Annotated in this window: 27 protein-coding genes, 4 tRNA genes and 2 pseudogenes; 17 read left to right on the top strand and 16 right to left on the bottom strand. The window is 66.7% G+C overall.

All coding sequences use genetic code 11. From position 1 onward, the window contains the following. Position 1 precedes the first annotated feature (1 nt). On the bottom strand, positions 2-289 hold the full coding sequence (locus AC5Y5V_RS15855; protein ID WP_499936895.1) for a hypothetical protein: 288 nt from the start codon (positions 287-289) through the stop codon (positions 2-4). A gap of 23 nt (positions 290-312) precedes the next feature. Next, positions 313-1,002, bottom strand: coding sequence for a type 1 glutamine amidotransferase domain-containing protein (locus AC5Y5V_RS15850; RefSeq protein ID WP_499936893.1), 690 nt, complete (start codon positions 1,000-1,002; stop codon positions 313-315). 100 nt (positions 1,003-1,102) lie between these two features. Here AC5Y5V_RS15850 and AC5Y5V_RS15845 point away from each other — a divergent pair, with 100 nt between their 5' ends. Further along, complete coding sequence (locus tag AC5Y5V_RS15845; RefSeq protein WP_499936891.1) at positions 1,103-2,095, top strand: NAD(P)H-quinone oxidoreductase; 993 nt, start codon at positions 1,103-1,105, stop codon at positions 2,093-2,095. Between the two features lie 141 nt (positions 2,096-2,236). On the opposite strand, the gene AC5Y5V_RS15840 is transcribed toward AC5Y5V_RS15845, so the two are convergent. Next, positions 2,237-2,311: transfer RNA gene (locus tag AC5Y5V_RS15840), tRNA-Val, on the bottom strand. A 179-nt stretch (positions 2,312-2,490) separates the two neighbouring features. Here AC5Y5V_RS15840 and AC5Y5V_RS15835 point away from each other — a divergent pair. From AC5Y5V_RS15835 to AC5Y5V_RS15820, 4 genes are all read left to right on the top strand, one after another. After that, positions 2,491-2,563 (top strand) — tRNA-Gly (locus AC5Y5V_RS15835). 28 nt (positions 2,564-2,591) lie between these two features. Beyond that, a tRNA-Cys gene (locus AC5Y5V_RS15830) sits at positions 2,592-2,662 on the top strand. Between the two features lie 17 nt (positions 2,663-2,679). After that, positions 2,680-2,754, top strand: a tRNA-Val gene (locus tag AC5Y5V_RS15825). 166 nt (positions 2,755-2,920) lie between these two features. After that, positions 2,921-3,865: a hypothetical protein gene (locus AC5Y5V_RS15820; RefSeq protein ID WP_499936889.1), complete on the top strand. Its 945-nt coding sequence runs from the start codon at positions 2,921-2,923 to the stop codon at positions 3,863-3,865. 747 nt (positions 3,866-4,612) lie between these two features. Here AC5Y5V_RS15820 and AC5Y5V_RS15815 read toward each other — a convergent pair. Further along, positions 4,613-6,394, bottom strand: a complete 1,782-nt coding sequence (locus AC5Y5V_RS15815) for a PE domain-containing protein (protein WP_499936969.1) — start codon at positions 6,392-6,394, stop codon at positions 4,613-4,615. Positions 6,395-6,916: 522 nt separating this feature from the next. Between AC5Y5V_RS15815 and AC5Y5V_RS15810 the strand changes: the two genes are divergently transcribed. Beyond that, positions 6,917-7,987, top strand: a complete 1,071-nt coding sequence (locus AC5Y5V_RS15810; protein ID WP_499936887.1) for an alpha/beta hydrolase — start codon at positions 6,917-6,919, stop codon at positions 7,985-7,987. A gap of 77 nt (positions 7,988-8,064) precedes the next feature. Then, a complete protein-coding gene (locus AC5Y5V_RS15805; protein ID WP_499936885.1) occupies positions 8,065-8,556 on the top strand; it encodes an MBOE_33420 family protein in 492 nt (163 codons plus the stop codon). On the opposite strand, the gene AC5Y5V_RS15800 is transcribed toward AC5Y5V_RS15805, so the two are convergent. Then, positions 8,553-9,062 (bottom strand): O-acetyl-ADP-ribose deacetylase, encoded by a 510-nt coding sequence (locus AC5Y5V_RS15800; RefSeq protein WP_499936883.1) that lies wholly within the window; start codon positions 9,060-9,062, stop codon positions 8,553-8,555. The two genes, AC5Y5V_RS15805 and AC5Y5V_RS15800, sit on opposite strands and share 4 nt — an antisense overlap. Positions 9,063-9,227: 165 nt before the next feature. Between AC5Y5V_RS15800 and AC5Y5V_RS15795 the strand changes: the two genes are divergently transcribed. Next, on the top strand, positions 9,228-9,620 hold the full coding sequence (locus AC5Y5V_RS15795) for a DUF805 domain-containing protein (protein ID WP_499936879.1): 393 nt from the start codon (positions 9,228-9,230) through the stop codon (positions 9,618-9,620). Between the two features lie 439 nt (positions 9,621-10,059). Then, the gene (locus AC5Y5V_RS15790) at positions 10,060-10,305 is read left to right on the top strand and encodes a hypothetical protein (RefSeq protein WP_499936876.1); all 246 of its coding nucleotides are present in this window, start codon (positions 10,060-10,062) and stop codon (positions 10,303-10,305) included. A gap of 58 nt (positions 10,306-10,363) precedes the next feature. Here AC5Y5V_RS15790 and AC5Y5V_RS15785 read toward each other — a convergent pair whose 3' ends face one another. The 6 genes from AC5Y5V_RS15785 to AC5Y5V_RS15760 all read right to left on the bottom strand — a co-directional run bounded on the left by AC5Y5V_RS15785 (position 10,364) and on the right by AC5Y5V_RS15760 (position 14,864). Next, positions 10,364-10,609 (bottom strand): three-helix bundle dimerization domain-containing protein, encoded by a 246-nt coding sequence (locus tag AC5Y5V_RS15785; RefSeq protein WP_499936874.1) that lies wholly within the window; start codon positions 10,607-10,609, stop codon positions 10,364-10,366. Between the two features lie 299 nt (positions 10,610-10,908). Beyond that, positions 10,909-11,115 carry a three-helix bundle dimerization domain-containing protein gene (locus tag AC5Y5V_RS15780; RefSeq protein ID WP_499936872.1) on the bottom strand — a complete coding sequence of 69 codons (207 nt, stop codon included), beginning with the start codon at positions 11,113-11,115 and terminating at the stop codon, positions 10,909-10,911. Between the two features lie 250 nt (positions 11,116-11,365). Then, entirely contained in the window at positions 11,366-12,325 is a 960-nt protein-coding gene (locus AC5Y5V_RS15775; RefSeq protein WP_499936870.1) for an alpha/beta fold hydrolase, read from the bottom strand. Continuing rightward, complete coding sequence (locus tag AC5Y5V_RS15770) at positions 12,322-12,768, bottom strand: DUF2834 domain-containing protein (RefSeq protein ID WP_499936868.1); 447 nt, start codon at positions 12,766-12,768, stop codon at positions 12,322-12,324. The genes AC5Y5V_RS15775 and AC5Y5V_RS15770 overlap by 4 nt, the downstream gene beginning before the upstream one ends. Before the next feature lie 22 nt (positions 12,769-12,790). After that, entirely contained in the window at positions 12,791-14,296 is a 1,506-nt protein-coding gene (locus AC5Y5V_RS15765) for an alanine/glycine:cation symporter family protein (protein WP_499936866.1), read from the bottom strand. A gap of 250 nt (positions 14,297-14,546) precedes the next feature. After that, positions 14,547-14,864, bottom strand: coding sequence for a DUF732 domain-containing protein (locus AC5Y5V_RS15760; protein WP_499936864.1), 318 nt, complete (start codon positions 14,862-14,864; stop codon positions 14,547-14,549). Between the two features lie 158 nt (positions 14,865-15,022). Between AC5Y5V_RS15760 and AC5Y5V_RS15755 the strand changes: the two genes are divergently transcribed. Both AC5Y5V_RS15755 and AC5Y5V_RS15750 read left to right on the top strand, forming a co-directional pair. Next, entirely contained in the window at positions 15,023-15,568 is a 546-nt protein-coding gene (locus tag AC5Y5V_RS15755; RefSeq protein WP_499936862.1) for a hypothetical protein, read from the top strand. Beyond that, positions 15,556-16,144 (top strand): annotated as a pseudogene (locus AC5Y5V_RS15750) (GNAT family N-acetyltransferase). Before AC5Y5V_RS15755 ends, AC5Y5V_RS15750 begins: the two are co-directional and overlap by 13 nt. On the opposite strand, the gene zapE reads toward AC5Y5V_RS15750, so the two are convergent. Beyond that, on the bottom strand, positions 16,069-17,160 hold the full coding sequence (zapE, locus tag AC5Y5V_RS15745) for a cell division protein ZapE (protein ID WP_499936861.1): 1,092 nt from the start codon (positions 17,158-17,160) through the stop codon (positions 16,069-16,071). The pseudogene AC5Y5V_RS15750 and the gene zapE sit on opposite strands and share 76 nt — an antisense overlap. On the opposite strand from zapE, the gene AC5Y5V_RS15740 reads away from it, so the two are divergent. From AC5Y5V_RS15740 to msrB, 4 genes are read left to right on the top strand one after another with little or no spacing between them, the layout of a single operon-like run. Further along, complete coding sequence (locus AC5Y5V_RS15740) at positions 17,159-17,920, top strand: pyrimidine reductase family protein (protein ID WP_499936860.1); 762 nt, start codon at positions 17,159-17,161, stop codon at positions 17,918-17,920. The genes zapE and AC5Y5V_RS15740 overlap by 2 nt on opposite strands. 17 nt (positions 17,921-17,937) lie before the next feature. Further along, complete coding sequence (locus tag AC5Y5V_RS15735; protein ID WP_499936858.1) at positions 17,938-19,509, top strand: alpha/beta fold hydrolase; 1,572 nt, start codon at positions 17,938-17,940, stop codon at positions 19,507-19,509. Positions 19,510-19,531: 22 nt separating this feature from the next. Next, positions 19,532-20,938 (top strand): arabinofuranan 3-O-arabinosyltransferase, encoded by a 1,407-nt coding sequence (aftC, locus tag AC5Y5V_RS15730; RefSeq protein WP_499936856.1) that lies wholly within the window; start codon positions 19,532-19,534, stop codon positions 20,936-20,938. Continuing rightward, the gene (gene msrB, locus AC5Y5V_RS15725; protein WP_499936854.1) at positions 20,935-21,357 is read left to right on the top strand and encodes a peptide-methionine (R)-S-oxide reductase MsrB; all 423 of its coding nucleotides are present in this window, start codon (positions 20,935-20,937) and stop codon (positions 21,355-21,357) included. Before aftC ends, msrB begins: the two co-directional genes overlap by 4 nt. A 92-nt stretch (positions 21,358-21,449) precedes the next feature. Here msrB and AC5Y5V_RS15720 read toward each other — a convergent pair whose 3' ends face one another. Genes AC5Y5V_RS15720 through hemE form a run of 4 tightly spaced genes read right to left on the bottom strand, consistent with a single transcriptional unit; the run spans position 21,450 to position 25,325 of the window. Continuing rightward, complete coding sequence (locus tag AC5Y5V_RS15720; RefSeq protein ID WP_499936852.1) at positions 21,450-22,202, bottom strand: class I SAM-dependent methyltransferase; 753 nt, start codon at positions 22,200-22,202, stop codon at positions 21,450-21,452. Beyond that, on the bottom strand, positions 22,199-22,894 hold the full coding sequence (gene hemQ, locus AC5Y5V_RS15715; RefSeq protein WP_499936850.1) for a hydrogen peroxide-dependent heme synthase: 696 nt from the start codon (positions 22,892-22,894) through the stop codon (positions 22,199-22,201). Before hemQ ends, AC5Y5V_RS15720 begins: the two co-directional genes overlap by 4 nt. A 5-nt stretch (positions 22,895-22,899) precedes the next feature. After that, a complete protein-coding gene (locus AC5Y5V_RS15710; RefSeq protein ID WP_499936848.1) occupies positions 22,900-24,267 on the bottom strand; it encodes a protoporphyrinogen oxidase in 1,368 nt (455 codons plus the stop codon). Beyond that, positions 24,264-25,325, bottom strand: a complete 1,062-nt coding sequence (gene hemE, locus AC5Y5V_RS15705) for a uroporphyrinogen decarboxylase (protein WP_499936846.1) — start codon at positions 25,323-25,325, stop codon at positions 24,264-24,266. Before hemE ends, AC5Y5V_RS15710 begins: the two co-directional genes overlap by 4 nt. 49 nt (positions 25,326-25,374) lie before the next feature. On the opposite strand from hemE, the gene AC5Y5V_RS15700 reads away from it, so the two are divergent. Together AC5Y5V_RS15700 and AC5Y5V_RS15695 are read left to right on the top strand one after the other, a co-directional pair. After that, complete coding sequence (locus AC5Y5V_RS15700) at positions 25,375-26,178, top strand: enoyl-CoA hydratase/isomerase family protein (protein ID WP_499936845.1); 804 nt, start codon at positions 25,375-25,377, stop codon at positions 26,176-26,178. Between the two features lie 57 nt (positions 26,179-26,235). Then, positions 26,236-26,873: pseudogene (locus AC5Y5V_RS15695) on the top strand (DUF3000 domain-containing protein). Position 26,874 lies beyond the last annotated feature (1 nt).

Below are 26,874 nucleotides of genomic sequence, written 5' to 3'. Positions count from 1 at the left end.
GCTAGAGGTACTGCAGCGTGGCGGTCGCGTGGGTCTCGGAGTCGCTGGCGATCAACTCGCTTAGCTTGGCCTGCAGCGCCGCCGACGGGCCCCACACCGGTTTGTCGCAGTGCCGGCAGTGCGCTTTGAATCTGCCTTGCTCGTCCTCCTGCGGCCAGAATTCACGCGGGCCGACGGCGGCGCCGGGGTCATACTGGATCGCGTGATGCGCGGCCTCCCGCAGGACCCGGCCGACGCCATGCTGTTGCGGACATTCGAGCCGCAGGGTGCCGATACCTTCATTGCCCATCGACGAACCCTAACCAGTAGAACTCAACCCTCCAACACGGCGACGACCTTCTCCGCCGTCGCCTTGGCGGACGCCGGATTCTGGCCCGTCACCAGCCGCCCGTCGACGACGACATGCGAGGCGAAGGGAATCAGACCCTTCTCGTAGCGGGCGCCGCGCTTCTTGATCTCTTCTTCGGCGTTGTAGGGCACCAACTTGTTGACCCGGGCCAACACCTCCTCCAGCCAGGCGAACCCGGTGAGCTTGCGCCCGTCGACCAGCACCTTCCCGTCCGAGAGCTGCGTGTTGAGCAGGCCGCAGTAGCCGTGGCAGACCGACGACACGACTCCGCCGTGCTCGAAGATTTCGCGCGTAATGCGTTGCAGTCCTTCGCTGTCGGGAAAGTCGAACATGACCGCGTGACCGCCGGTGAAGTAGATCGCGTCGAATTCCGCCGAGTCGATCTCGTCAGGTGATGCGGTGTTGTCCAGCAGGGCCATCTTCGCGTCGTCGGCCTTCCACTCCTTGGCGCTCTTGTTGTAGGCGGGAAACTTCAGCGAGCGTGGCTCCAGCGGCGACGGGCCGCCCTTCGGGCTGACGATCGTCTGCTCGTAACCCGCCTCCGCGAAGACGTCATAGGCATGCGTCAACTCCGAGAGCCACAGCCCGGTCGGTTCTGACGGGTCCTCGTAGTGGGAGACGTTGCTGACGACGTTCAGGATGCGCTTGGTCATGTTCCAACAATTCCCGTTTTCGCGCTGTTAATGCCACCAGCCGGCCATCCGTACGCTCGGTCATGTGACCACTCGGTAGCGCACGCCAGGAGGAAGCTGCATGTATGCCATAACGCTCAACGGTTTTGGCGAGCCTGAGGTGATGCAGTGGGCCCGGGTCGACGACCTGCCGGCACCGGGCCCCGGTGAGGTCGCCATCGACGTGGTTGCCGCGGGAGTGAACCGCGCCGATGTCATGCAACGCATGGGCCACTACCCGCCGCCGCCGGGTACCAGCGAAATCCCTGGTCTTGAGGTTTCCGGCGTGGTCGCCGAAGTCGGTGGCGGAGTGCAGGATTGGGCGCCCGGCGATGCCGTGTGTGCGCTGCTGGCCGGCGGCGGCTACGCCGAACGGGTGAACGTGGCCGCCACCCAGGTCCTGGCGGTGCCGGAGGGCGTCAGCGTCACCGCGGCCGCCGCGCTGCCCGAGGCCGCCGCCACCGTGTGGTCCAACGTGGTGATGACCGGCGGGCTGCACAGCGGACAGACACTGCTGATCCATGGCGGGGGCAGTGGAATCGGCACCCACGCAATACAAGTGGCCCGGGCGCTGGGCGCCAACGTGGCGGTGACGGCCGGAACGCAGTTCAAGCTGGACCGCTGCCGCGACCTGGGCGCGCAGACGTTGATCAACTACCGCGAGCAGGATTTCCCGGCTGTGGTCAAAGCTGAGCACTCGGGCGCCAACGTCATCCTCGACATCATGGGCGGCAGCTATCTGGCCAAGAACATCGAAGCCCTGGCCGAGAACGGCCACCTCACGATCATCGGGTTGCAAGGCGGCACCGAGGCGACCCTGAACCTCGGCGCACTGCTGTTCAAGCGGGGGTCGGTGCACGCGACCAACCTGCGCCGTCGCCCCGGACAGGGCCCCGGCTCCAAGGCCGAGATCGTGGCGGAACTGCGGCGGCGGCTGTGGCCGCTGATCGCGGAGGGGGCCGTCGCGCCCGTCGTCGCCGCCGAGGTACCCATCACCGAGGCTCCTGAGGCGCACAAGCTCCTGGACTCCGACCAGACGGTCGGCAAGGTCGTACTGATCGTCCGCGAGCCCTGACTTTTCGAAGCCGCGCGCATTTGGCGTCACCGTGATGCTTTTGCGTGAGGCCGGCCGATGGGCAGCCCGGAGGTTGCTCACGCTTATCGCTGGTCAGGGCGGCGGCGAGGCGTGCGGTCGATGGGCAATATGGCCCTGACCTGGTGGTCCCGGCTGGGATCGAACCAGCGACCTTCCGCGTGTGAAGCGGACGCTCTTCCACTGAGCCACGGGACCGGCGCCGAGAGGCAACGAGGTCGAAGACTAGCACGAGCCCCCGCCCCTCAGTCGCGCCCATGGCACGCGACCTGGCCACACGCTAGCCTAGACACGCGGTCGACCAAGAGATTTGTGTGCGCCCGCTCACTTGGACTATCGTCGTGCTTCGCACCGGGCGACGATCTCGTCCGTTGCGCGCGGATGTAGCGCAGTTGGTAGCGCATCACCTTGCCAAGGTGAGGGTCGCGGGTTCGAATCCCGTCATCCGCTCGAAGGTGCTTTTGGCATCAACCCCAGCGGTGGAGTGGCCGAGTGGTGAGGCAACGGCCTGCAAAGCCGTGCACACGGGTTCGATTCCCGTCTCCACCTCCGAATTGAACCTCCCGGCGCGATTAGCTCAGCGGGAGAGCGCTTCCCTGACACGGAAGAGGTCACTGGTTCAATCCCAGTATCGCGCACCAGTATTACCGCAGTTCAATGGCTCTATTTAGCCAGTCCCTATAAGCTTCGCGCAACATACGCGCAACTGCTCCTCGCGGGGAGCCTTCATTGACACGCGCGGCGCGTACGTCTGCCTGTCACCCCGGCTTGCCATAGTGAAAGCCTGACGTTTCGGGGGTAGAGCACATGGCACATCCGTTTCAAAAGGCGCTTGAAGCGCTGGCGAACGTGGCGAGCGGCGGAGTACTTGACCGCATAGACAATCGGGCGAACCGAGCGCGCGAACTGCGGCAATGGGGGCTACATCCACACCATCCCGAACCTGGTAGTCCGTTGGCGGCTGACGACGACGCCTTCGAGGCCGCCTATCCCCTAGCGCTTTCGGGCGATGCCGCAGTGACCGAAGAGTGCCTGTTCCCCATGATGAATGCGACTGAGAACCTCTATGCAGTTGCGTTGCTCGTTGAGGAACGCTCGAAGACACGAGACCTCTACGCCTCATCCATCATGCAGTTGTGCCGTTCTGCGATGGAGACCTCGGCCCGCACTATTTGGCTGCTCAGCGATCCAGAACGAGAGGTACGCCGCGACCGCAGCATGAGTGTTGAGATGGAGCAATTAGAACAGCAGAGTTACTTTCTGAAACTGGAAGCCGAGTTCGAGCAACGTGGTCGCAATCCTCGACCGCAGCACATCATTGACGACAACAACGCTCACCGCGTGAAGCACGCAGCCCTGGTTGAAAGTCTGAAAAGCACGTATTCATACAACAAACTACCGTCTTTCACTAAGACGATTACGCACGCCGCGAAATGGGTGGACGACCACCTGCCGCCGCATGACACCGGAGAGCTTGGAGCTTCTGGACTAGAGCAGGGCGCTCGGTCCTTCTATTCGTACGGGTCCAGTTTCGTCCACGGCTACTCGTGGACCACCGACTACGCGCGCGGCGGGGTTCTATTCGGGATGATTGCAGACGGGCTTGCCGCCGCACTGAACATGACCGAGTGCGCCGTTTGCCTTTACGAAGCCGCGTGCCGCGCCCCTGGCGCACGTCGCGCAGCCGATAGCCACGTGCCCGAACGCCTAGCGCCAACCATCAGCGCTTGGTCCCAAGAGTTGTTCGGCTAGTAGGCCGCTCCCATTGCGTCGCTAGCCGCATTCACGTCTCAGAACTTGAGATCTGCGATTCGTCCCAAGGCCCATTCGGCGTGTTTGCGATCGCCGTTATCCCGCCCTGACCCGATGGAGCCACCTCGCCGGCCTCGTCGATCGCGGCAATCTCCGATGTCTCGCTGTCGTCGCATCAGCGCCGCCAACGCCGTCACCTGCGTCGCACGCATGGGCTGCACAGAACTTCGGCATCGCCACCGACCTCTCCTCAGGCGACAAACGTCGCATTGACAACTTGCTTGCAACCGGCGCGGTGAGCCTCCAGCGTTTTTGCGGCTCCGACGCTGTAGCAAAAGTCGCTGCTATCGAAGCGGGCAATTGACCTTGCTAAATCTTTCGGTAGCTACCTTGAGTTGACGGGGCAAGTAACGCGACTGACCTGTACCGAGAGCCAACCGAGCAGCACGCGCGACATGGGCGAACATCAGTCAAACGTATTGTCGGACTTCAGAAGATGTCCGGCAGACATTGCCCACTTGCCGACGCTGATCGTCTGGGGTGGCGCCGAGATTGCCTTGCGTCCCCGGAGCTCACCCGCCTGGAAGCGACCCTCCCAGGGCAGCGCCGTGGCCATGCAGGGCGCCGAACCTTCGTCGGGTCCGACGAATTCGGCGCCGCGATTCGCAGCTGGGCAGCGACGCCGGTCGACGACGCGAGTCGTCACTGAGGGCGACGCGACCGCGCAGGCCCGACCGCCGCCCCGGCCTAGGCGAAGAAACCCGCCTGGTTATCGCCGACGTTGAAGAAGCCGGAGTTGCCGTAGACCGCATTGCCGAAGCCCGAACTGTACGTCCCGGCGTTGAAGAATCCCGAATTCTGCACTCCTGTGTTCACATACCCAGAGTTGTAGTCAGCGGTCGGCCCGGGAACGATGCTCGGTCCGGTGTTTCGGAAGCCTGAGTTGTTATTTCCGAAGTTGCCGTAACCCGAGTTAACGCTCCCCCAATTTTCCAGACCGGCATTGTGCTGGTTGGTCGTGTGGTTACGATTCCCGTTGCCGGCACCCGATTCGAATTGTCCGGATTGATAGATGCCTGAATTGCCATAGCCCGCGTTGACGAAGCCTGAACTGTCGCCTGAACCATTGTCGGCGTGACCGAATCCGGTGTTCACGTCGCCGGCATTCAATCCACCAGTGTTGGTATAGCCCGAGTTGTAAGCGCCCGTGTTGACGCTGCCGGCGTTGTACCGGCCGGTGTTGCCGTCGCCCGCGTTGAAGCCGCCGGCGTTGTAATCGCCGGAGTTCGACATCCCCGTGTTGAGCGAGCCGGAGTTGAACCGTCCGGTGTTCGCCCAGCCTGAATTGGCCGATCCTGTGTTCATCGAGCCTGCGTTGCCAAAGCCGGTGTTCAGGTCGCCCGCGTTGCCGAATCCCGTGTTGAACTGACCCGAGTTTCCGACACCAGTGTTGAGCATGCCGGAGTTCCCGATACCCCAGTCCGAGCTGGCCTCGTTGATGGTGAAGTTGAGTCCGAGATTCGGATCGCCCAGGCCTGAATTGCCGAGCCCGACGTTTCCATTACCCGAGTTGCCGAAGCCGACATTTCCGTTGCCCGAGTTGAAGAATCCGATATTGTTGTTGCCCGAGTTTCCGATCCCAATATTGCCGGTACCGGTGTTCAGCGAGCCGAACCCGATCTGGTTATCGCCGGTAAGCCCGAAGCCGATGTTCCCGTTTCCCTGGTTTCCGAAGCCGATGTTACCGACGCCAAGGTTGCCTAGGCCAAAATTGTTATCCCCGGTGTTCCCCAGTCCGATGTTCTGGTCGCCGGTATTGCCCATACCCGCGTTACGGATCCCGTTGTTTCCCATGCCGAGGTTCTGCTCGCCGGTGTTTCCACCGCCAACGTTTCCGATACCTGTGTTGCCGTTGCCCAGATTGGTGTTGCCGATATTTCCGCGGCCCAAGTTGGAGTCGCCGATATTGCCGCTACCAAGGTTGAGGCTGCCGCTGTTGCCGTTGCCGAGGTTCGTGCTGCCGGTATTGCCGCGACCCAGGTTGTATGAGCCGAGGTTACCGCTGCCGACATTCTGTCCACCGATGTTGCCGTTGCCTAAATTCGCGTTCCCCTTGTTGCCGCTGCCCAGGTTAAAGTCCCCGGTGTTGCCGCTACCCAGGTTGTAATCTCCGATATTTCCGACGCCCAGGTTGATCGACGCGGCTATTTGGGCCAGCCGGGCACCGAAAGCACTCTGCTGCACGCCGCGCAACAGCGACGCACCCGCCGCCTCAGCGCTGGCGTAGGCCTCTTCCGCCGCGGCCAAGGACCGCACGAAGTCCGCATGAAAGGCCGTCACTCGCGCGCTGAGCGCCTGGAAGGTCGCTGCGTGATCAGCAAACAACGCCGCGATCGCCCTCGACACCTCGTCCTCGGCGGCAGCCACCAACCCGACGGTCGGCCCCGCCGCGGCGGCATGCGCCGCCTTGATCGCCGTCCGAATGTCGGACACATCGCCGGCCGCAGCAGCCAGCGATTCCGGGACCACCGAAGCAAAAGACACCTACGCACCACCTTGCGACTTAAAAAGGAATGACTCGGCCCCGGCCAGCCGGATTTGAAAAGCCGGATAATGTTGTTCGTTACTCTAAACCGGTTTCCGTCGCGCACACAATGACACACCACAAAGCGGTGGATATACAACCGTTTAGTTGCAATTCATGGGTCCGCGGAATACAAGTTGCAACACGCATTAATTCGGTTGCGCAATACGAATTACCACTTCACCTGAAACACAGGGAAACCCACCAGACCGCGGCAGACATGCGCTGGCCGGCACGTGCGACACAAACGCGGTCCAGCAAGGGCCCTGCGCAGCCACGGACGCCCCGGGCTCGATTCCACCCCGAAGATCAGCTGGACAGCGCGCAACGCCCGCACCGGAAAGGCAATCGACCTGTTGCATTTGCGAACTCGCATAACGAATTTCGGCTTCCGAGGCACTAAGCATGTGCCACCATCGAGCGGCGGCGGGCTGGCGGCCGAAACTGCGACACAGAAAGCATCGACGATGACTGTGCCCCTTGCGACATCGAACTGCCCACCACGGGATGCGCGCTATCCGCACGATGTTCTCCGACCCCGCGGGGGCCGGGCGCGAAGCTCTGCCCGCAACGACGGCACCGAGGTACAGGTCCTCGAGTCCGGCCCCAGCATCGCCGCGCGAATGCTGGCGGTGACCAGCCGGCTGACGATCCGACCGTTTCTGGCCGTGGGCAGCCGCGTTCCCCATCTGCCATGGCCCTGGGACCTCATCGACCACGCCGCGCGCTTACTACTCCCAGCAACCACCGCCGTCCGGGCAAGGGTGAGCTTGCCGAACTCGTCGGCCCAGCTGGTCCGCGCCTCGGGAGTGCTGCCCGCCGACGGAACCCGCCGGGTGGTTCTCTACTTGCACGGCGGAGCGTTCCTGACATGTGGGGTGAACACGCACGGCCGAATCATCGAGTCGCTGTCACAATTTGCCGACTCCCCGGTTCTGGCGGTCGATTATCGGCTCGTGCCCAAGCACTCGGTCGGGACAGCTCTGCAGGATTGTCACGACGGCTACCTATGGCTTCGACAGCAGGGCTACGAGCCGGACCAAATCGTCTTGGTCGGCGATTCCGCGGGCGGGTACCTCGCGCTCGCGCTCGCCCAGAGACTCCAGCAAGACGGCGAGGAACCGGCGGCTCTGGTCGCGATGTCGCCGCTGCTGCAGTTGACCGCGGCCGACCGGCAAGCGCACGCGAGCGACACCACGGATGCAATGTTTCCGGCGCGGGCGTTCCAGGCACTGGTCGCGATAGTCGCCAAAGCGGCCGAAAAGAACATGGTCGACGGCAAACCCGAACCGCTGTACGAGCCGTTGGAGCACATCGCACCGGGCCTACCGCGGACGCTGATCCACGTATCCGGATCCGAGGCGTTGCTCCACGACGCACAACTGGCCGCCGCCAAACTGGCCGCTGCGGGCGTGCCGACCGAAATCCGGATCTGGCCAGGTCAGATCCACGACTTTCAGATCGCAGCACCACTGCTGCCCGAAGCAATCCGCTCGTTGCGCCAGATCGGCAATTACATCCGCGAGGCCACCGACTGAATGGCTCGCATGCGCCGATTCCGCAACGAGAAGCCCGCTTGATCTGCTAACCAGACAGGGTGTGGAAACTCCTGTCGGTGGCTTTCGTCGCCGCCTGCGCATCAGTGCACCCCGTCGCACATGCGGACCGCGCCGAACCGGTCCCCGTCTATGGGTACTACAACGCCTACATCGACCGGACGAAGTTGACGTTCAACGGCGCACCCACACCGATGGACCCGTCGGACATGCTCGGCCTGTTCACCACCGCCTGTGACGTGAACGGATGCACGATGAAGTGGCTCAGAGAAACCGCGATCGTCCAGAACCCCACCGCGACAGACGTTTACGTCTACACTTGGAACAACGGCCGCTGGGAATCCAGCAGCGATTACCCCTACTTCTGTGACGCCGCCGGCGTCAACGGCACCGTGCCCTCCCGCAGATCGGACTTCCTGGTCCCCAATCCCGACGGAAGCTTCTGGGGGGAGCGAACATTCGTCGTCGACGGGCCCGGCTGCCCGGGCGCGGGACCGGGCGTCTACTGGTTGCCGATTTCATTGCATCCGATCGATCCGCCGCCGCGTTAGGCCGTCCACTCGGAAAGCGCGGCCCGGACTTCACGATGCGCGTCGGACTCGAACGCCACCAGGCTGACCTGCTCGACGTGCGTGTTCGCCGTCGCGATGGTCTCGACCGCCGCCGCGATGCCGTCGAGTCGCGGCCAGCCGTAAACGCCCGTGCTGATCAACGGAAAGGCGAGGCTACGGGCGCCGAGTTCGTCGGCGACCTGCAGCGCACGACGGTAGCAGGACGTCAGCAGCGCCCGATCACGTTGCCCGGCAGCGTAGTTCGGTCCGACGGTGTGGATCACCCAGCGGGCGGGCAGGTCACCGGCCGTCGTCCATCCGGCATCTCCCGTGGCCAGCCCGTTGGGAAACCTCGCGACACAGTCGCGCAGGATCGCCGGGCCGCCGCGGCGGTGAATCGCGCCGTCGACGCCGCCACCCCCGCGCATGCGGTTATTCGCGGCATTGATGATCGCATCCACGCCCTGCGTCGTGATGTCGCCGAGAACGGCGGTGATGACCGGCACGACGCCAGTATGCCCGCCAGAGCGCCGTTGGCAGGTTTCCCCTCTCAGCGCGCGGCATTAGGGCCTATGCGTAGTCGAGTACTCCACTTGAAATCGACGGGTCAATTGTAGGCACGGCAGTGGTAGCGTTTCGATTCCGCACCGGGCTTTAATCGGGGAGACACAATGGGTTTCGGAACGGCAATTTCGACCGGGTTCAGCAAGTACTTCAATTTCAGCGATCGAGCCAGCCGATCCGAATTTTGGTACTGGACTCTTTTTACTCTCATCGTCACCGTCGCGGCGGCCATCGTCGATGCCCAGCTGAACATCGGGCTCGTGTCCGTGCTCGTGAGTCTTGCCACCTTCATTCCCAATTGGGCCATCGCCGTGCGGCGCCTGCACGATCTCGACGAATCAGGTTGGTGGCTGCTGCTCGGCATCATCCCGATAATCGGGCCCATCGGGCTCTATATCTGGTTTGCGCTCAAGGGCACCGACGGACGCAACCGGTTCGGTCCGGATCCGTTGGCCGCGGAAACTTCACCGACGGATGAGCAGTTCGGCGTACCGGCGTAGCTCCCGTATGTGACCTCAGTCGACGTCGAGCGTCTCGCTGATCCGGACACGGCGTCTTCCCCCGCCACCTCAAGATCGGCACCCTTGCCGAATAATCTCTACCCGACGACGAGCCAACGGCACCGAAATCAGCACCCACAGCCAACCCGAAAACCCGTCAAGGGTTTTTCAGGTCGAACTAGTTAGGCCGGCCCCATTTCCCGTGCCGCACCCGCCAGGTGCCGTGCAAGACACCTCAGCAGCCTTGTCGGTGGTCGGTGAGATGGTGGCGAGCATGCAAACCACAGCAGCTGCGTTCGAGGAATCATCCCTGGCGGTGCGAGCCGCTACGTGGTCGGACTCTGCACATGGGTAATTGTTTGCCGAAAGTGACAAGACCCTCGCCACCCGTCAGGGGCGGGCTTATCATCAATCCGTTGTCTAAAGATTCGAGTTAGCCATGAATCGCATCCGACGAATCTCAGCCATCTCGGCTACCGCACTGGCGATCGGCGCGGCCAGCTTCGCAAACCTGACGCCCGCTTCCGCTGATCCGAACGTGTGCGGCGGCCCCGACACCCCACCGTGTGCGGGGCCGAGCCCACTGACCGCCGAGCAGCAGTGCGCGCTGATCGCGTGGCGGACCTGGACGCCGTGCAACTGGATGGGTGTGCAGGTTCCCGTCGGTACGCCCGGCAGCATGTGACCGCCTAATCGACCGCTGTCAGAGCCCGCCCGGCTGCGCGCCGGATGGGTCAACGGCATCACGCATTGACGGGTGGACTACAGCGACGGGTGCCCGAGCGCGCGGTGAGCGCCAGCTCGTCCCGCGCGTGCTTCTCGACGAACAGCGGGACGAAGCCCCGCAGCGGGCTGTCGTCAAATCGCGCGTGTTCTCGGCGCACCAAGGCGTCGACGGCCTCGGGAGAAGCCTCGGGGAACTCGTGAATCAGTCGTCGCTCGATGCGCGCCAGCACCGGCTCCTCGCTGATCAGAACGGCCCGTGTCATAGCGCGAAGCTATCCTCGCGGCGACTCGGATCAAAACGCGTCGTCGCTTCCGTGGACCGGGCGTCGGCGGCTCGGGACCACCCGATGCGAGCCGCGCGCAGCAACCCGCCGCGACGCCGCTCCCGTCACCCAAAAGCCCACGAATCCAGCTTCATATGCGGCTCAGGGAGTCCTCAAAGGGATCGGCGCCGCAAAGCGGCAATGGAGCCTACGCGGCGGAAAACGCGTCCTTAACAGCAGAAAAAATCATGATGAACGCCAGCCGCCGGAGCGGCGGGCCTAGTGAACGGCTCCGACTGCTAGGCGGTGCCGGAGAGTTCGTCGCGCGCGTGTTTCTCGACGAACAACGGGATGAAGCTCCGGATCGGGCTGTCATCGAAGCGCGCGTGCTCTCGGCGCACCAGCGCGTCGACATCCTCGGCGGAGACCCTGGGGAATTCGTCAATCAATCGCCGCTCGATGTGCGCTAGCAGTGGTTCCTCGCTGATCTGCGTGGCCCGGCTCATAGCCAGCAGCTTTCCCCTTGACGGAGTGGATGTAAACGCCCCGCGCCGGTGGGCGGACGGCGGCGTGTACTGGACCTGCCACGTGAGCACCACAGACCCCAACTGCCCCGTGCGACACCGAAAATCCAACTGGCCCTTGTGAAAACGCGACCTGCAGGGCAGGGCAACGAGCCCGCGCTCACGGCGCCGAATTCGGCGCGGACGACGCCGTCAGCGCAGTCTCGATGCCGTCAGCGCAGCTCGGCGAAAATCACGCAGGGCGCGCGGGGAAGGACTCGACAACCTCGACCAACTCGTTGGCGGCCTCCCAGTTCAGCAGGTGACCCGCATCGCGAATGGTCACCAGTCGCGCACCGGGAATTCCGGCGGCAAGGCGACGCGAATGGCTAGGCGGCGTCGTGCGATCCGCGGAACCGACCATGACGACCGTCGGCACCGCGATCTCGCCCAGCCGCGGGTAGCGATCCTCGGCCGAGAAGGCCCGCACGATCGGCAGCAGCGGCCCATGCGCGTCGAGATGCTCGTGGAACGATTCGAGGAACACCGAGATCATCTCCGGCGAGGGGTGCTTGCCGCACTGCGCGGCACCGAACAACATGGCGACGGTCCTGTTGCGCAGCATCCGCTGCAGGATGCCCAACCGCAGCAGCGGAATCTGCAGCCGGTTCTGCGGCGCCCCGTCCAGCACGCGGCCCGCCCAGGTGGCGAACGGCACGAACCCGCGCAGGCGCCGCGCGATGTCGGGATGGTCGAGCACGGCGCGGATCGAGACGAACCCACCCATCGAGTGTCCGATCAGCACGCCGTCGCGAACGTCGAAATGCGCTAGGACAGCGGCGATGTCGGCCGCCATGGATTCAGAGCCGATACCGTCGGAGCCCAGCGTGGAAGCCCCATGGCCGCGCTGGTCGAATGCGATGACGCGAAACCCTTTGGTCTGCAGCTTGTCCCAGATGACATTCCACTCCTGCGCACGAACGGTGTAGCCGTGCACCAGAACCACCGGCGGACCCTGACCCGCCGACAGCGCGCGCAGCACCGTGCCGTCCGGGCGGGTGATCAGCGTCTCCTCCCCCTGCGGTTCGGCGAGAAGCTGTTCGCGGGAATAGGGATTCGAGTTCCCCTCGATCCGCGCGACCAGCGCCCGGGCGCCTGCGGAAGTCAGCCCGGTCGCGATCAGGGCGAGGCCCGCGGCCCGTCCCGGCCTCACAGCGCGCCGATCCAGACGGTGAGAGCTCCGACGACAACGGCCAGCAGCGCAAGCAACACCGTGTCCGCCGACTTGAGGTGTGGCGGTTCGGCTGCGCCCAAACGGATTTCGCGAGCGATCAGGAACAGGGGAAACGTCACGCTGACAGCGATCGCGAAGGAGCCGAGAACGTACAGCCAGACAAATCGCACTCCATGCTTTCTGCCTTCGATCACCATCAGTATCGTCGCGGCGAGCAGAAACAAAAGGATGTCGACAGTGATGCTCCGCGACGCCGGGTTGACCTTGGTGTCCCGCAGGAAATTCAGCAGGAAGCCGGCCGCATCGTGGCGGTAGGCGAGGTTCTGACTACAGGTCGCGATCAGCGCGGCCAGCGCAATTACCGCGTAAACCCCACAGAGCATCTTGCGGGACGTCGGCAGCGTCGAAGTTGTCTGCTCCACGGGCTCAACAGTAAGGGAGCCGCTAAGCGGCCGACGACACCCGCGACAACCGCAGCACGACCCGACGCGCCGGTCGCGGTTCGGTCAGCTCGCCGACCGGCACGCGCTTGGGAATCTCCCAGATGTCGTCGTCGAGGACACCGGGCAAGTCGGCCTCGCTGGCAACGAAGACCGGTTCCTGTCCCAGCGCCGCCTGACGCTGGTAGTCCCTCAGCGCCGCGAACGCCCACCGGCTCAACAGGCAGATGGCGATCAGGTTGGTAATCGCCATCACGCCCATCGCCAGGTCGGCGAGCGCCCAGACCACCGTGAGCTGGGACATCGCCCCGAACACGATCGACAGCAGCGTCACGAGTTTCAGCGTTGTCGTCCCCCAACGGCGCCCGCCCAGGAAGAACAGGTTGGCCTCGGCGCACACGTAGTTGCTCAGCACCGACGCGAACGCGAAGAAGAACACCACCGCGGTCATCCATACGGTCGTCCACGACCCCATATCGGCGGCGATCGCCGACTGCGTCAGGCTGGCACCGGAGAGCGTGCCGGTGTGGGCGGGATCGTAGACGCCCGACATCAGCACGATGATCGCCGTCGCGGTGCAGATCACCATCGTGTCGACGAACACTGCCAGCGACTGGATCAGGCCCTGCTCCACCGGGTGTGCCACGGTCGCGGCGCCGGCGATGTTGGGCGAGCTCCCCATCCCGGCCTCGCACGCGAACAGGCCGCGCTTGATCCCGGTGGGCATCGCCGCCGCGATTCCGCCGGCGAAGCCGCCCGCCATCTGCTTGATTCCGAAAGCGCCCCCGACGATCTCCTGGATCACCCTCGGCAGTTCGGTGATGTTGAGCGCCACGATCGCCAGCGCCATCAGCGCATACAACAACGCAATTACCGGAAGCACCATCCCGGCGAACTTGGCGACCCGGCGCACGCCACCGAACAGCACCGGTGCCGCCAAGAGCGCCAGGCCCACCGTGGTCCACCCGACCGGGATGCCATGCGATGACTTCAGGACCGCGCTGACCGAGTTGGTCTCCACCATGTTGAACGCGGTCGAGAACGTGACCGTCAGCAGCGCGGCGAACAACACACCGCCGGCGCGGGAGTGCAGCCCGCGCTGGATATAGAAGGCGGGACCACCGCGGAAGGCCCCGTCACCGGAGCGGACCTTGAAGATCTGGGCGAGCGTGGCCTCGATGACCGAGGTGGCCATGCCGACCGCGGCCACCACCCACATCCAGAAGATGGCGCCCGGCCCGCCGACCGTGAGCGCGATGGCGACACCGGCGATGTTGCCGGTGCCCACCCGCGACGCCAGGCCGACGCAGAACGCCTGAAAGGACGAGATCCCACCGTCTTGGCGGTGGGATCTGCGGAGCTGACGGAACATGCGTCCGAAGTAGCGGATCTGAATACACCTGGTGCGCACCGTGAAGTAGAGGCCGACACCGAGGAGCAGATAGATGAGGACGTAGGTGTTCAGGACGTTGCTGAGTGGATCGATCACGTGCGCCTGAAGGAAGTCCAAATTTGCTTCCTCTCCTGGACACACGCGATCACTACGTCGGTCACAGAATCGTAAAGACGAAATGTTGAGTACACGTTTCGTTAACCCGGCGCCGTGTAGCCGCGGTGTTACGGCTCGCTCACAGCCGCGCGGGCGCCCTTCCCCGAAAGTGAACTGGCTGCGGAATCAGCGCAGCATTTTCGCAGCCAGTTCACGTTCGGCGCAGCGTGTGCCGCGCTCAGCGCAGCGTGCGCCGAGCTCGCGATCACCACTAATTGCCGTTGACTACCGCCACGGCGCTCGGGCAGTACACGTGGGCGGCGATGGCAGCGAACTTGGCGGCCTTGTCCTCGGTGAGCCCGGGGTTCATGGATTCGACGCTCTTGACCAGATCCGCCATGTGCGCGCCGGTTCCGGCCTGCTGGCACACCCATCTGCCCGCGGCGATCACCCGCTGCGGGTCCGGGTAGCTGATGCCGGCGGCCTGCACCGTCGCGAGGAATTCCTCGTCGCTGGTGTAGGCGTGGGCGGGCACGGCCGAGCCGATCACGAGGGCGAGGCCGGTCAGGCCGAAGAGTAATGGCTTCACAGTGCACTGATCGTCTCACCGCGCGGGTCAATGCGCATCCCGTTCGTGACGGCGCCGGACCGCTGCGGCGGTGCGGACGGCTGACCCGAACCCCTCCCCTTTGCTATGGCGCGTGTGTCATCATGCGAGGGTCCGCCGAAGGAGCCGAGGAGGCAACGATGCGCCGCTGGCTGACCGTCCTGACCGCGTTCGCCGTCGCCGTGCTGGCCTTGCTGGTCGCTGTGGGCGGCACCGTCGCGACCAGCACGGGCCTGCCCCGCGCCTGGGCGGGCGACGCACCGATCGGCCGCATCGGCGACACCCTGCGCGTGGACACCGGCACCTACGTCGCCGACATCACCGTCAGCAGCGTCGCACCGTGCGACCCGCCGCCGGGATTCGGCTACACGCGCAGCGGCGTGCCGGTCAAGAGCTTTCCCGACAGCACGGTCACACGGGCCGACGTCACGATCCGGGCCGTGCGGGTGCCGAACTCCTACATCATGGGCACCAATTTCGCGTTCGACGGCGTGACACCGTTCGCCGACGCCTACAAGCCCCGCCCGAACGACGCGCCGGACAACCTGGACAACGTGCTCGTCAACGCCCCGCAGGGAGCGATCGTGCGCGGCGGCGTCTATTGGGACGCCTATCGCGACCCGGTGAGTAACGTCGTGCTGCTGGACCGCAAGACCGGCCAGCACCTGGCGCAGTGGAACCTGTAACGCCGTCCATCCGGGTCACTGACTGCTTCGACACCGACGAACTCGCGGACCTAGCCGCGCGCACGTTTCCGCTGGCGTGTCCGCCCGCGACAGCTCCGGAGAACATCGCCGCGTTCATCGACGCCAACCTGTCGGCCGGGCGCTTCGCCGAGTACCGGGCCGATCCGCGACGCGCGATCTTCGTCGCACGGCACGACGACGGCATCGTCGGCTACGCGATGCTGATTCGCGGTGTCACCGAGGACCCCGATGTGCGCCGGGCCGTCACAGCGCGCCCGGCCGCCGAGCTGTCAAAGCTACCTGCTGCCGGACTTTCACGGCTCCGGGGCCGCGGCGGCGTTGATGGACACCGCGCTGGAGACCGCCGCGCAGTGGGGCGCGCGCTGCGTGTGGCTGGGTGTCAACCAGGAAAACCTTCGCGCGCAACGCTTTTACCTCAAGAGCGGGTTTACGGTCAGCGGCACCAGAACTTTTCAGGTCGGCGATCGCCTCGAGGACGACTACGTGATGGTGTGCGACGTCTTCGAGGTCAAGGCCAGCAGCCGCGACGTGGCCCGAAGGTACTTCTTGCGGTAGCCGCCGGCCAGCATCTCCTCGCTGAAGACGGTGTCCAGCTTCGCCCCGGACGCCACCACCGGGATGCCCGCGTCGTAGAGCCGGTCGGTCAGCGACACCAGCCGCAGCGCCACGCTCTGGTCGTCGAGGGCGTGCACTCCCGTCAGGAACACCGCCGTCACACCCTCGATCAACGTCAGGTACCGCGACGGATGCATCGTCGCCAGGTGCGCGCACAGCGCGTCGAAATCGTCCAGCGTCGCGCCATCCACCTCGGCGGCGCGCGCGGCGACCTCCCCGTCGGACAACGGCTTGGGCGCCGGCGGCAGATCGCGGTGCCGATAGTCCGGCCCCTCGATCCGCACGGTTTCGAAAATCTCGGCCAGCGTGTTGATTTCGCGCAGGAAGTCCTGTGCGGCGAATCGGCCCTCGCCGAGCTGCTCGGGCAGCGTGTTGGACGTGGCGGCCACCGACACGCCCCGCTCCACGAGCGACGAGAGCATCCGAGAGATCAGCGTCGTGTTGCCCGGGTCGTCCAGCTCGAACTCGTCGATGCACACCATGGAGTAGTCGGCCAGCAGGTCGATGCATTCGACGAAGCCGAACACCCCGGCCAGCTGGGTCAGCTCGCCGAACGTGGCAAAGGCTTTCGGCGGGCCGCCGGCGCCGGGACCGGGCACCTCGTAGTAGGCCGACGCCAACAGGTGCGTCTTGCCGACCCCGAACCCGCCGTCCAGGTAGAGCCCGACACCGGGCAGCACCTCCCGCTTGCCGAACAGCTTCTTGCGGCCCGCGCGGCGCTGCACGGCCTGCCGGCAGAACTCCTCACAGGCGACGACGGCCGCGGCCTGGCTCGGCTCGGCCGGATCGGGGCGGTACGTCGCGAAGCTCACGTCGGCGAACGTCGGCGGCGGGCGCAATTGGGAGATCAGCCGCTCCGGCGACACGCTCGGGTGCCGGTCCACCAGGTGCGCCACCGGACGGTTACTGGACCCGTGCATGCAGGCACTGTAGCGGCGTGCTGCAATCAAACTCATGCCCGCACTGAGCATGCTCGAATCGGGACGCAGCGTCGGCGACGACGAACTGGCCGGCCTCTACGACTATCCGGCCGACCACGACGGCATCTGGCTGCGAGCCAACTTCATCACCAGTGTGGACGGGGGCGCGACCGCCGACGGCGCCACCGCCGCGATGGCGAGCGACGACGACAAGCTCATCTTCAACCTGCTGCGCGAACTCGCCGACGTCGTGCTGGTGGGCGCGGGCACGGTGCGGATCGAGAGCTACTCGGGCGCGCACGCAAGCGCAGCGCAGCGCCAACGAAGGCAGGCCCGTGGGCAAAGCGAGGTCCCGCAGCTCGCGATCGTCACCAAGTCGGGCCGCCTCGACCGGGACCTAGGCGTGTTCGCCCACACGGAGGTGCCGCCGCTGGTGCTGACCTGCGCCGCGGCCGCCGACTCCACCCGCCGCATGCTCTCCGACGTCGCCGAGGTCCTCGACTGCTCCGGCCCCGATCCCGCAGATCCCGCCAAGGTCGACGAGGACGCCGTGCTGGCGGCCCTGACGGCTCAGGGTTTTCGCCGCATCCTGACCGAAGGCGGCCCGATGCTGCTCGGCTCGTTCGTGCAGCGCGGACTGCTCGACGAGCTGTGCCTGACCATCGCGCCCTACCTGGTCGGCGGTCTGGCCCGGCGGATCGCGACCGGTCCGGGCCAGCTGCTGACCAAAATGCGGTGTGCCCACGTCCTGACCGACGACGCCGGCTACCTGTACACCCGCTACGTCAGGGCCTGACCGCTACTGTGGTCGGCATGAGTCGGCGCGTCACGTCCGCCGCGAAGCTGATCGCGGCGGCTCTGCTGGTGACCACGGTGCTGTCCGGCTGCGTGCCGTTGCTGCCCGCGAACCCGCGCTTCGCGACCAATTCCGGCGCCAAGCCGCAGGGCGTGGCCACGCCCAAGCCGCCGCCCGCCGGGCCGCCGAAGGTGGCCGCGCCGAAGAACGACCTGTCCTGGACCGACTGCGCGAAGCGGGTGTTCGGCGACGCCGGCGTGTCGGCCCCGCCCGGCATCCAGCTGGAGTGCGCCACCTACGACGCCGACCTCGACCCGGTCAACGGCGGGTCGGGGTCGTTGAGCATCGGCGCGGTCCGCGCGCGGTCCAGCCAGACGCCCCGCGACGCCGGCCCGCTGGTCCTGACCACCGGCGCCGACCTGCCGTCGTCGACGCAGCTGGCGGTCTGGCTGGCACAGGCGGGCGCCGACATCCTGCGCACCCACCCCATCGTTGCCGTCGACCGTCGGGGCGTGGGCCTGTCGAGCCCCATCGACTGCCGCGACCGCTTCGACCGCCAGACGATGCGCGATCAGGCGCAGTACAAGTCCGGCGACGATCCCGTCGCCAACCTCTCGGAGGCCTCGAACACCGCCACCACCAACTGCACCGACGCACTCGCGCCGGGCGCGTCCGCGTACGACAACTCGCACGCGGCCTCCGACATCGAGCGGCTGCGCAACATTTGGGACGTGCCCGCCCTCGCCCTGATGGGGGTCGGAAACGGCGCCCAGGTGGCGCTGGCGTACGCCGGATCGCGAACCGACAAGGTCGCCAGGCTGATCCTGGACTCCCCCGTCTCCCTGGGGATCAACGCCGAGGGCGCCGCCGAGCAGCAGGTGAAGGGCCAGCAGGCGGCCCTCGACGCCTTCGCCGCACAGTGCGTGGCGGTGAACTGCTCGCTCGGTCCGGACCCGAAGGGCGCGGTCAACGCGCTGCTGGCCGACGCCCGCTCCGCCCGGGGGCCGCGCGGCCTGTCGGTCGCGTCCATCGCCAACGCCATCGTCACCGCCCTGGGCTACCCCACCGGCGGCCGCGCCAACACCACCATGGCCCTGTCCGACGCGCTGGCGGCCGCCCGCGCCGGCGACACCAACCCGCTGTCCAACCTGGTCAACCGCGCCGACGGGACCCTGGACACCGACGGCCAGTTCGTCAACGGCTGCAGCGATGCGCTCAACCGCCCGACACCGGACCGGGTCCGGCAGCTGGTGGTCGCGTGGGGCAAGCTCTATCCGCAGTTCGGCACGGTCGCCGCGCTGAATCTGGTCAAGTGCGTGCACTGGCCGACGACGTCGCCGTCACCGCCGCCGAAGGATCTCAAGGTCGACGTGCTGTTGATGGGCGTGCAGAACGACCCGATCGTCGGGGCGGAAGGGGTCGCCACGACGGCGGCCACCATCATCAACGCGAACGCGGCCAGCAAGCGGGTGATGTGGCAGGGCATCGGCCACGGTGCCAGCATCTTTTCGTCCTGCGCGGTCCCCCCGCTGATCGGCTATCTGGACACCGGAAAGCTGCCCGCAACCGACACCTACTGCCCCGCCTAACGGTTGGCGGCCGCCGAAGCCGGTGTACGGTTCGCTCGTGACGGCAGCTGACTCGACCGGCTTGCGCGATTGGATACAGGCCGCATTCCGCCCCCGTACCGGCCCGTTGGACGCGGCGACCGTACTGAAGTTCGCGTTGTGGCCCGCGGCCATCCTGTCGGTACTGCATCGCAGCATCGTGCTCACGACCAACGGGAACATCACCGACGATTTCAAGCCGGTATGGACGGCGGTGCGCAACTTCCGGCGCGGCTGGGACATCTACAACGAGCACTTCGACTACGTCGACCCGCACTACCTGTACTTCCCCGGCGGGACGCTGCTGCTGTCCCCGTTCGGATATCTGCCCTTCGCGCCGTCGCGGTACCTGTTCATCTCGATCAACACCGTCGCGATCCTGGTCGCCGCGTACCTGCTGCTGCGGATGTTCAACTACACGTTGACCTCGGTGGCGGCCCCGGCGCTGATCCTGGCGATGTTCTGCACCGAGACCGTGACCAACACGCTGGTGTTCACCAACATCAACGGCTGCATCCTGCTCTTGGAAGTGCTGCTCCTGCGCTGGCTGCTGGACGGCCGGACCAGCCGACAATGGTGGGCGGGGATCGCGATCGGGCTGACACTGGTGCTCAAACCCCTGCTCGGTCCACTGCTGCTGCTGCCGCTGCTGAATCGCCAGTGGCGGGCGCTGGTGCCCGCCCTCGCCGTTCCCGTCGTCGTCAATGCGGCAGCCTGGCCGCTGGTCAGCGACCCGATGGACTTCGTCACCCGCACCCTGCCCTACATCCTGGGCACCCGGGACTATTTCAACAGCTCGATCGAGGGCAACGGCGTGTACTTCGGCCTGCCGACGTGGCTGATCGTGTTCCTGCGGCTGCTGTTCACCGCGCTGGCGATCGGGGCGTTGTGGCTGCTGTACCGCTACTACCGCACTCGGGACCCGCGGTTTTGGATCACCAGCTCGGCGGGCGTGCTGCTGCTGTGGTCGTGGCTGGTGCTGTCGTTGGCGCAGGGCTACTACTCGATGATGCTGTTCCCGTTCCTGATGACGGTGGTGCTGCCGAATTCGCTGATCCGCAACTGGCCGGCGTGGCTGGGAATCTACGGCTTCATGACGTTGGACCGCTGGCTGCTGTTCAACTGGATGCGCTGGGGCCGGGCCCTGGAATACCTGAAGATCACCTACGGTTGGTCGTTGTTGCTGATCGTGGCGTTCACGGTGCTCTACTTCCGGTACCTGGACGCCAAGGCCGAAAACCGGCTGGACCGCGGCATCGATCCGGCGTGGCTGCCGAGCGAACCCGAGAGCGACGCGGTGATCGCAAGCGCGGCGGAGCCGGGCGCGGCGGGTCACCGCCAAGAGAGCGCTAGCGTGGACAGCGTGGCCCCCGCCGGCGAGCGCAGTGATGAGGAGGAGCAACGCCGATGACTTCCGAGACCGCCCGTCCGAAGCTCGAACTCTCCGACGACGAGTGGCGCAAGAAACTCAGCCCGGAGGAGTTCGCCGTGCTGCGCCGCGCCGGCACCGAGCGGCCGTTCACCGGCGAGTACACGGACACCAAGACCCAGGGCATCTACCAGTGTCGGGCGTGTGGAACCGAATTGTTCCGCAGCACGGAGAAATTCGAGTCGCATTGCGGCTGGCCGTCGTTCTTCGACCCGTCCAGCTCCGATGCGGTGATCCTGCGTCCCGACCATTCGATGGGCACGACCCGCACCGAGGTGCTGTGCGCCAACTGCCACAGCCACCTGGGCCACGTGTTCGCCGGCGAGGGGTACCCGACGCCGACGGATCAGCGTTACTGCATCAACTCGATCTCGCTACGGCTGGTACCCGACGGGGCCTAGTCGGGGCGAACTCAGGGCGTCGAGCCCGCGCTGAGGGCGTGATTTTCGACCAGACCCGCGCCCTCACTGCGGTTTCGACGCCACCACAGGTGTCAGTCCACCCGCCGGGCGTGCACTTCCCAGAACGGCGCATGCACCCGCCCACCCACCAGCCACGGCTCCATGGCCTCGAACCGCTCCCGCAGCTTCGCCGCCTCGTCGGCCATGTCGGGATAGCGCGCCGCCGTCATCGCAACCGACTCCGCGCTCATGTTGACCTGGTAGGTCGTCGGGCCCAGGTAGGTGATCTCCCAGCCCGCATCGGGCAGCACGTCGCGAAAAGCGCTCTCGGGCAACGACCGCAGCATCTTGAAGCCGTTGACGTCGTGCTCCCCGAACGCGAATATAAACAGCCGCGCTCCGGGCTTGGTCGCCCGCCGCAGCGCCTGCATGTACGACTTCTGCAGCTCGGGTGCCGTGCTGAAGGTGTGGTAGAACGCGCAGTCGACGACGGTGTCGAAGCGGCCGTCCAGACCTTCCAGCTTCGTCGCGTCGGCCACCTCGAAGTTCACGTTCACGCCGGCCTTGGCCGCGTTCTCCCGAGCCCGTTCGATCGCCGCGGCCGACCCGTCGATGCCGGTAGCCGAGTAACCCTTCGAGGCGTAGTAGATCGCGTGATGCCCCGGCCCGGTCCCCGGGTCGAGCACCTCACCTTTGACGGCGCCCAGCGCGACCAGCTGCTGGACCACCGGTTGCGGCCCGCCGATATCCCACGGCGTGGCCGTCGGCAGGCCGTGGGACCGCCGGTCGTCGCGGTAGCTCTCGTCGAAACGCGTCGGGTCGGTCGGGTCGAATGGAGTCGTCACGGCAGCGAGTTCACCAGCTGCTCGACAGCCACCCGCGGCCCGGTGAAGAACGGCGTCTCCTCGCGGGTGTGCCGTCGGGCATCGGTGGCCCGCAGTTCCCGCATCAGGTCGACGATCCGGTCCAGCTCGGGCGCCTCGAACGCCAGGATCCACTCGTAGTCGCCCAACGCGAATGCCGGCACGGTGTTGGCCCGCACGTCCTTGTACTCACGGGCGGCCATGCCGTGCTCGGCGAGCATCCGGCGGCGTTCCTCGTCGGGCAGCAGGTACCACTCGTAGGACCGCACGAAGGGATACACGCAGATGTACGCCCCGGCCTCCTCGCCGGCAATGAACGCCGGCACGTGGCTCTTGTTGAACTCCGCCGGCCGGTGCAGCGCGACGCTGCTCCACACCGGCGAACTGGCCCGCCCCAGCAGCGTGGTGCGCCGGAAGTCGGCGTAGGTGGCCTGCAGGGCCTCGACCCGTTCGGCGTGGGTCCAGATCATGAAGTCGGCGTCGGCACGCAACCCGGCGATGTCGTAGAGCCCACGCACGACGACGCCGCGCTCCTCCTGCTGCTTGAAAAACGTGGCGGCGTCGTCGATGACGGCACCGCGGTCCTCGCCGAGCTCACCGGCGCGTACCGAGAACACCGAAAACATCAAGTAGCGCAGGGTCGAGTTCAGAGCGTCATAGTCGAGTCGTGCCATGGCACCTATCGTGCCACTTGCCCTTCCAGGGCCTCGATGACGCTGGTGACAGCGCGCCCGGCCGCCGCGACGCACGCCGGGACGCCGATGCCGTCCAGGTAGCTGCCCGCCACGGCCAGCGTCGGCGGCAGACCCGCCCGCACCTGCGCCACCAGGTCCGCGTGGCCGGGCCCGTATTGCGGCATCGCGTCAGGCCATCGCTGCACGCGCACGTCGACCGGGTCGACGGATACCCCGAACACCGTGGCCAGGTCGTCCAGCGCCCAGGCCAGCAGTTCGTCGTCGGACGCGCGGACGGCCACATCGTCGCCGAGCCGCCCGAACGACAGCCGCAGCAGCTGCACGTCATTGTTTGCGCCGGAAAAGCCCCACTTACGCGTCGTCAACGTGATTGCCTTGGCCCGCAACGCTTCTCCGCTGGCGACCAGCACGCCGGAATTCTGCGGGAACGGGGTTGCGGCCGGTACCGCCAGCGCCACCACGGCCGACGACGCGCTGACGATCCGGTCCGCGGCGGCGACGCTGCGCGGAGCCAGAGACTCGAGCAGACCCACTAGTCGAGGGGCCGGGATGGCCAGGATCACCGCGTCGGCGTGCCAGCTCGAGCCGGTGTCGTCGTGCAGCTGCCAGCCGGGTTCCAGCCCCGTCACCGCGGCCTGCACCCACTGCGCCCGGCTGCGCGCGATCAGCTCGTCGAGCAGCACGCGATATCCGCCGTCCACCGCCCCGAACACCGGCGCACCGCTGGCCGGCGGCATTCCCCGCCGGACCGCGTCGGTCAGGCTCCCGGCGCCACGGTCCAACGCCGCCGCCACGCTGGGCGCCCCGGCGCGCAGGCCGATCGTCGCCGCCGAGCCCGCGTACACCCCGCCCAGCAGCGGGTCCACGGACCGGGAAACGACCTGCTCGCCGAACCGGTCGGCGACCAACGCCGCCACCGCCGGATCGCTGCCCGGCTGCCAGCTGAAGGATCGGCCCACTTCGGCGTCGATGCGCGCGAGGGTGGCCTCGTCGACCAGCCCGGCCAGCGACGACGCCGACGATGGGATGCCGGCCACCGTGCCCGCCGGCAGCGGATGCAGCTGCGCCTGGCTGTAGATCAGCGGCCGCGCGCCGGTCGTGGTGCGTTGGCGGCCCGACAGGCCCAGTTCGGCCAGCAGCGCGGGCATCTCGGGCCGGCGCAGCACGAACGCCTCGGCGCCCAGATCCATCGGTCGGCCACCGACCGACTCGGTGCGCAATACCCCGCCTAGCCGGTCGGCCGGATCGAACAGCGTGATCCGGGCCTCGTCGCCCGCGGCCATCCGCAACCGATAGGCCGCCGTCAAGCCCGAAATCCCGCCGCCGACAACGCAGTACGAGCGCGGGGTCATAGCGAGTGGACCAGCGACACCAGCTCGGCCAGCACTCCGGGATCGGTCTCCGGCAGCACCCCGTGACCCAGGTTGAACACGTGGCCCGCGGCCCCGGCGTCCACCGCCCGACGCCCGTCGTCGACGACGGCGCGCGCGGCGCGTTCGGTCGCCGGCCAGCCGGCCAACACCACCACCGGGTCCAGGTTGCCCTGCAGCGCCGTGCCGGGCTGCACCCGGGCGGCCGCGTCGGTCAGCGACGTGCGCCAGTCGACGCCGACGGCGCGGGCCTGCCCCGGCCCGACCGCCTCCGACATCGCGCCCAGCAACTCCGCGGTCCCCACGCCGAAGTGCGTCATCGGCACGCCGTGCCCGGCCAGCGCCGCGAACACCCGCGCGCTGTGCGGCAGCACGTACTGGCGGTAGTCGGCCAGCGACAGCGTGCCCGCCCACGAGTCGAACATCTGGATGGCGTCCACGCCGGCGTCGATCTGGCCGCGCAGGAACGCGATGGTCAGGTCGGCCAGCTTGGTCATCAGGGCATGCCAGCTCGCCGGGTCGGCCAGCATCATCGCCTTGGTGCGGGCGTGGTTTCGGCTCGGCCCGCCCTCGACCAGGTAGGACGCCAAGGTGAACGGCGCGCCGGCGAAACCGATCAAAGGAACCTCGCCCAGCGCCGCGACCAGCAGACCGACCGTGTCCAGCACCGGCTGTACCGCTTGCAGGTCAAGGGGTTTCATCGCGTCGACGTCGGCGGCGGTGCGCACCGGGTTGGCGATCACCGGCCCGACGTCGGCGACGATGTCCAGATCGATGCCCGCGGCGCGCAGCGGCACGACGATGTCGGAGAACAGGATCGCCGCGTCGACGTCGTAGCGGCGGATCGGTTGCAGGGTGATCTCGCAGGCGACTTCGGGCTCGAAGCAGGCGCCGAGCATGGTGTGGTCGCGCCGCAGCTCCCGATATTCGGGCAGCGAGCGACCGGCCTGCCGCATGAACCACACCGGAATCCGGTGGGGTTTGCGGCCGGCGACGGCGGCCAGATAAGGCGACTGCGGGAGGTCGCGACGCGTATTCATTGGCTCCCATGCTGCCATGCGTCCCGGTGTCGTCCGTAACATCACGCCAATGCCACTGACCTACGACGACTTCCCCAGCCTGCGCTGCGAACCGGGCGGTAACGGCGTGCTGAACCTGGTGCTCGACGCGCCGGGACTGAACTCGGTCGGCCCGCAGATGCACGGCGACCTCGCCGACATCTGGCCGGTGATCGGCCGCGACCCGGACGTCAAGGTGGTCCTGGTCCGCGGCGAAGGCAAGGCGTTTTCGTCGGGCGGCAGCTTCGACCTGATCGACGAGACAATGAACGACTACGAGGGCCGCCTGCGCATCATGCGCGAGGCCCGCGACCTGGTGCTCAACCTGGTCAACCTGGACAAGCCGGTGGTCTCGGCGATCAAAGGTCCCGCCGTCGGCGCCGGCCTGGTGGTGGCGCTGCTCGCCGACATCTCGGTGGCCGGCCGCACCGCGAAGATCATCGACGGGCACACCAAGCTCGGGGTGGCCGCCGGCGATCACGCCGCGATCTGCTGGCCGCTGCTGGTCGGCATGGCCAAGGCCAAGTACTACCTGCTGACCTGTGAAACCCTCTCCGGCGAAGAGGCCGAGCGCATCGGCCTGGTCTCGACCTGCGTCGACGACGACGACGTGCTGCCCACCGCGACGCGGCTGGCCGATAACCTGGCGAACGGCGCGCAGAACGCCATCCGGTGGACGAAGCGCAGCCTGAACCACTGGTACCGCATGCTCGGGCCCACGTTCGAGACGTCGCTGGGGCTGGAGTTCCTCGGGTTCAGCGGCCCCGACGTCGCCGAGGGGCTGGCCGCGCACCGCGAGAAGCGTCCGGCGCGGTTCGGGGGCACCGCCCAGTAGCGCAGAAACGGCGCGCCTGTCGCGGCGTGTCGGTCGATAGGTCTACCGTCCAAGTCTGTGACACGCGCCGTCGACGATGCAGAGCAAAGCGATGAGGAGGAGCGGCGCCCATGACATCCGCAGCCGAACCTGCCCCCTTCCGCGAAGCGGTCGCGGCCATGAACGCTGTCGCCGTGCGGCCGGAGATCGAACTCGGGCCCATCCGCCCACCGCAGCGGCTGGCGCCGTTCAGTTACGCGCTGGGAGCCGAAGTCAAACATCCCGACCTCGACATCGTCCCCGAACGATCCGAGGGTGACGCGTTCGGTCGCCTGATTCTGCTGTATGACCCGGACGGCTCCGACGCGTGGGACGGCACCATCCGCCTGGTCGCCTACATCCAGGCCGACCTGGACTCCCACGAGGCGATAGACCCGCTGCTGCCGGAGGTGGCGTGGAGCTGGCTCGCGGACGCGCTACAGGCGCGGACCGAGCAGGTCACCGCGCTGGGCGGCACGGTCACCGCCACCACGTCGGTGCGCTACGGCGATATCTCCGGGCCGCCGCGGGCCCACCAGCTGGAGCTGCGCGCATCCTGGACGGCGACCACCCCCGAGGTCGGCGCCCATGTCGAGGCCTTCTGCGACGTGCTTGAGCACGCCGCGGGCATGCCGCCGGCCGGGGTCACCGACCTGGGCTCGCGGTCACGCGCCTGAC

The sequence above is a fragment of the Mycobacterium sp. NGS68 genome (genome assembly GCF_059812195.1).
Note: the sequence above shows the minus strand (reverse complement) of the source record. Positions and strands in the feature narration are given on the sequence as shown.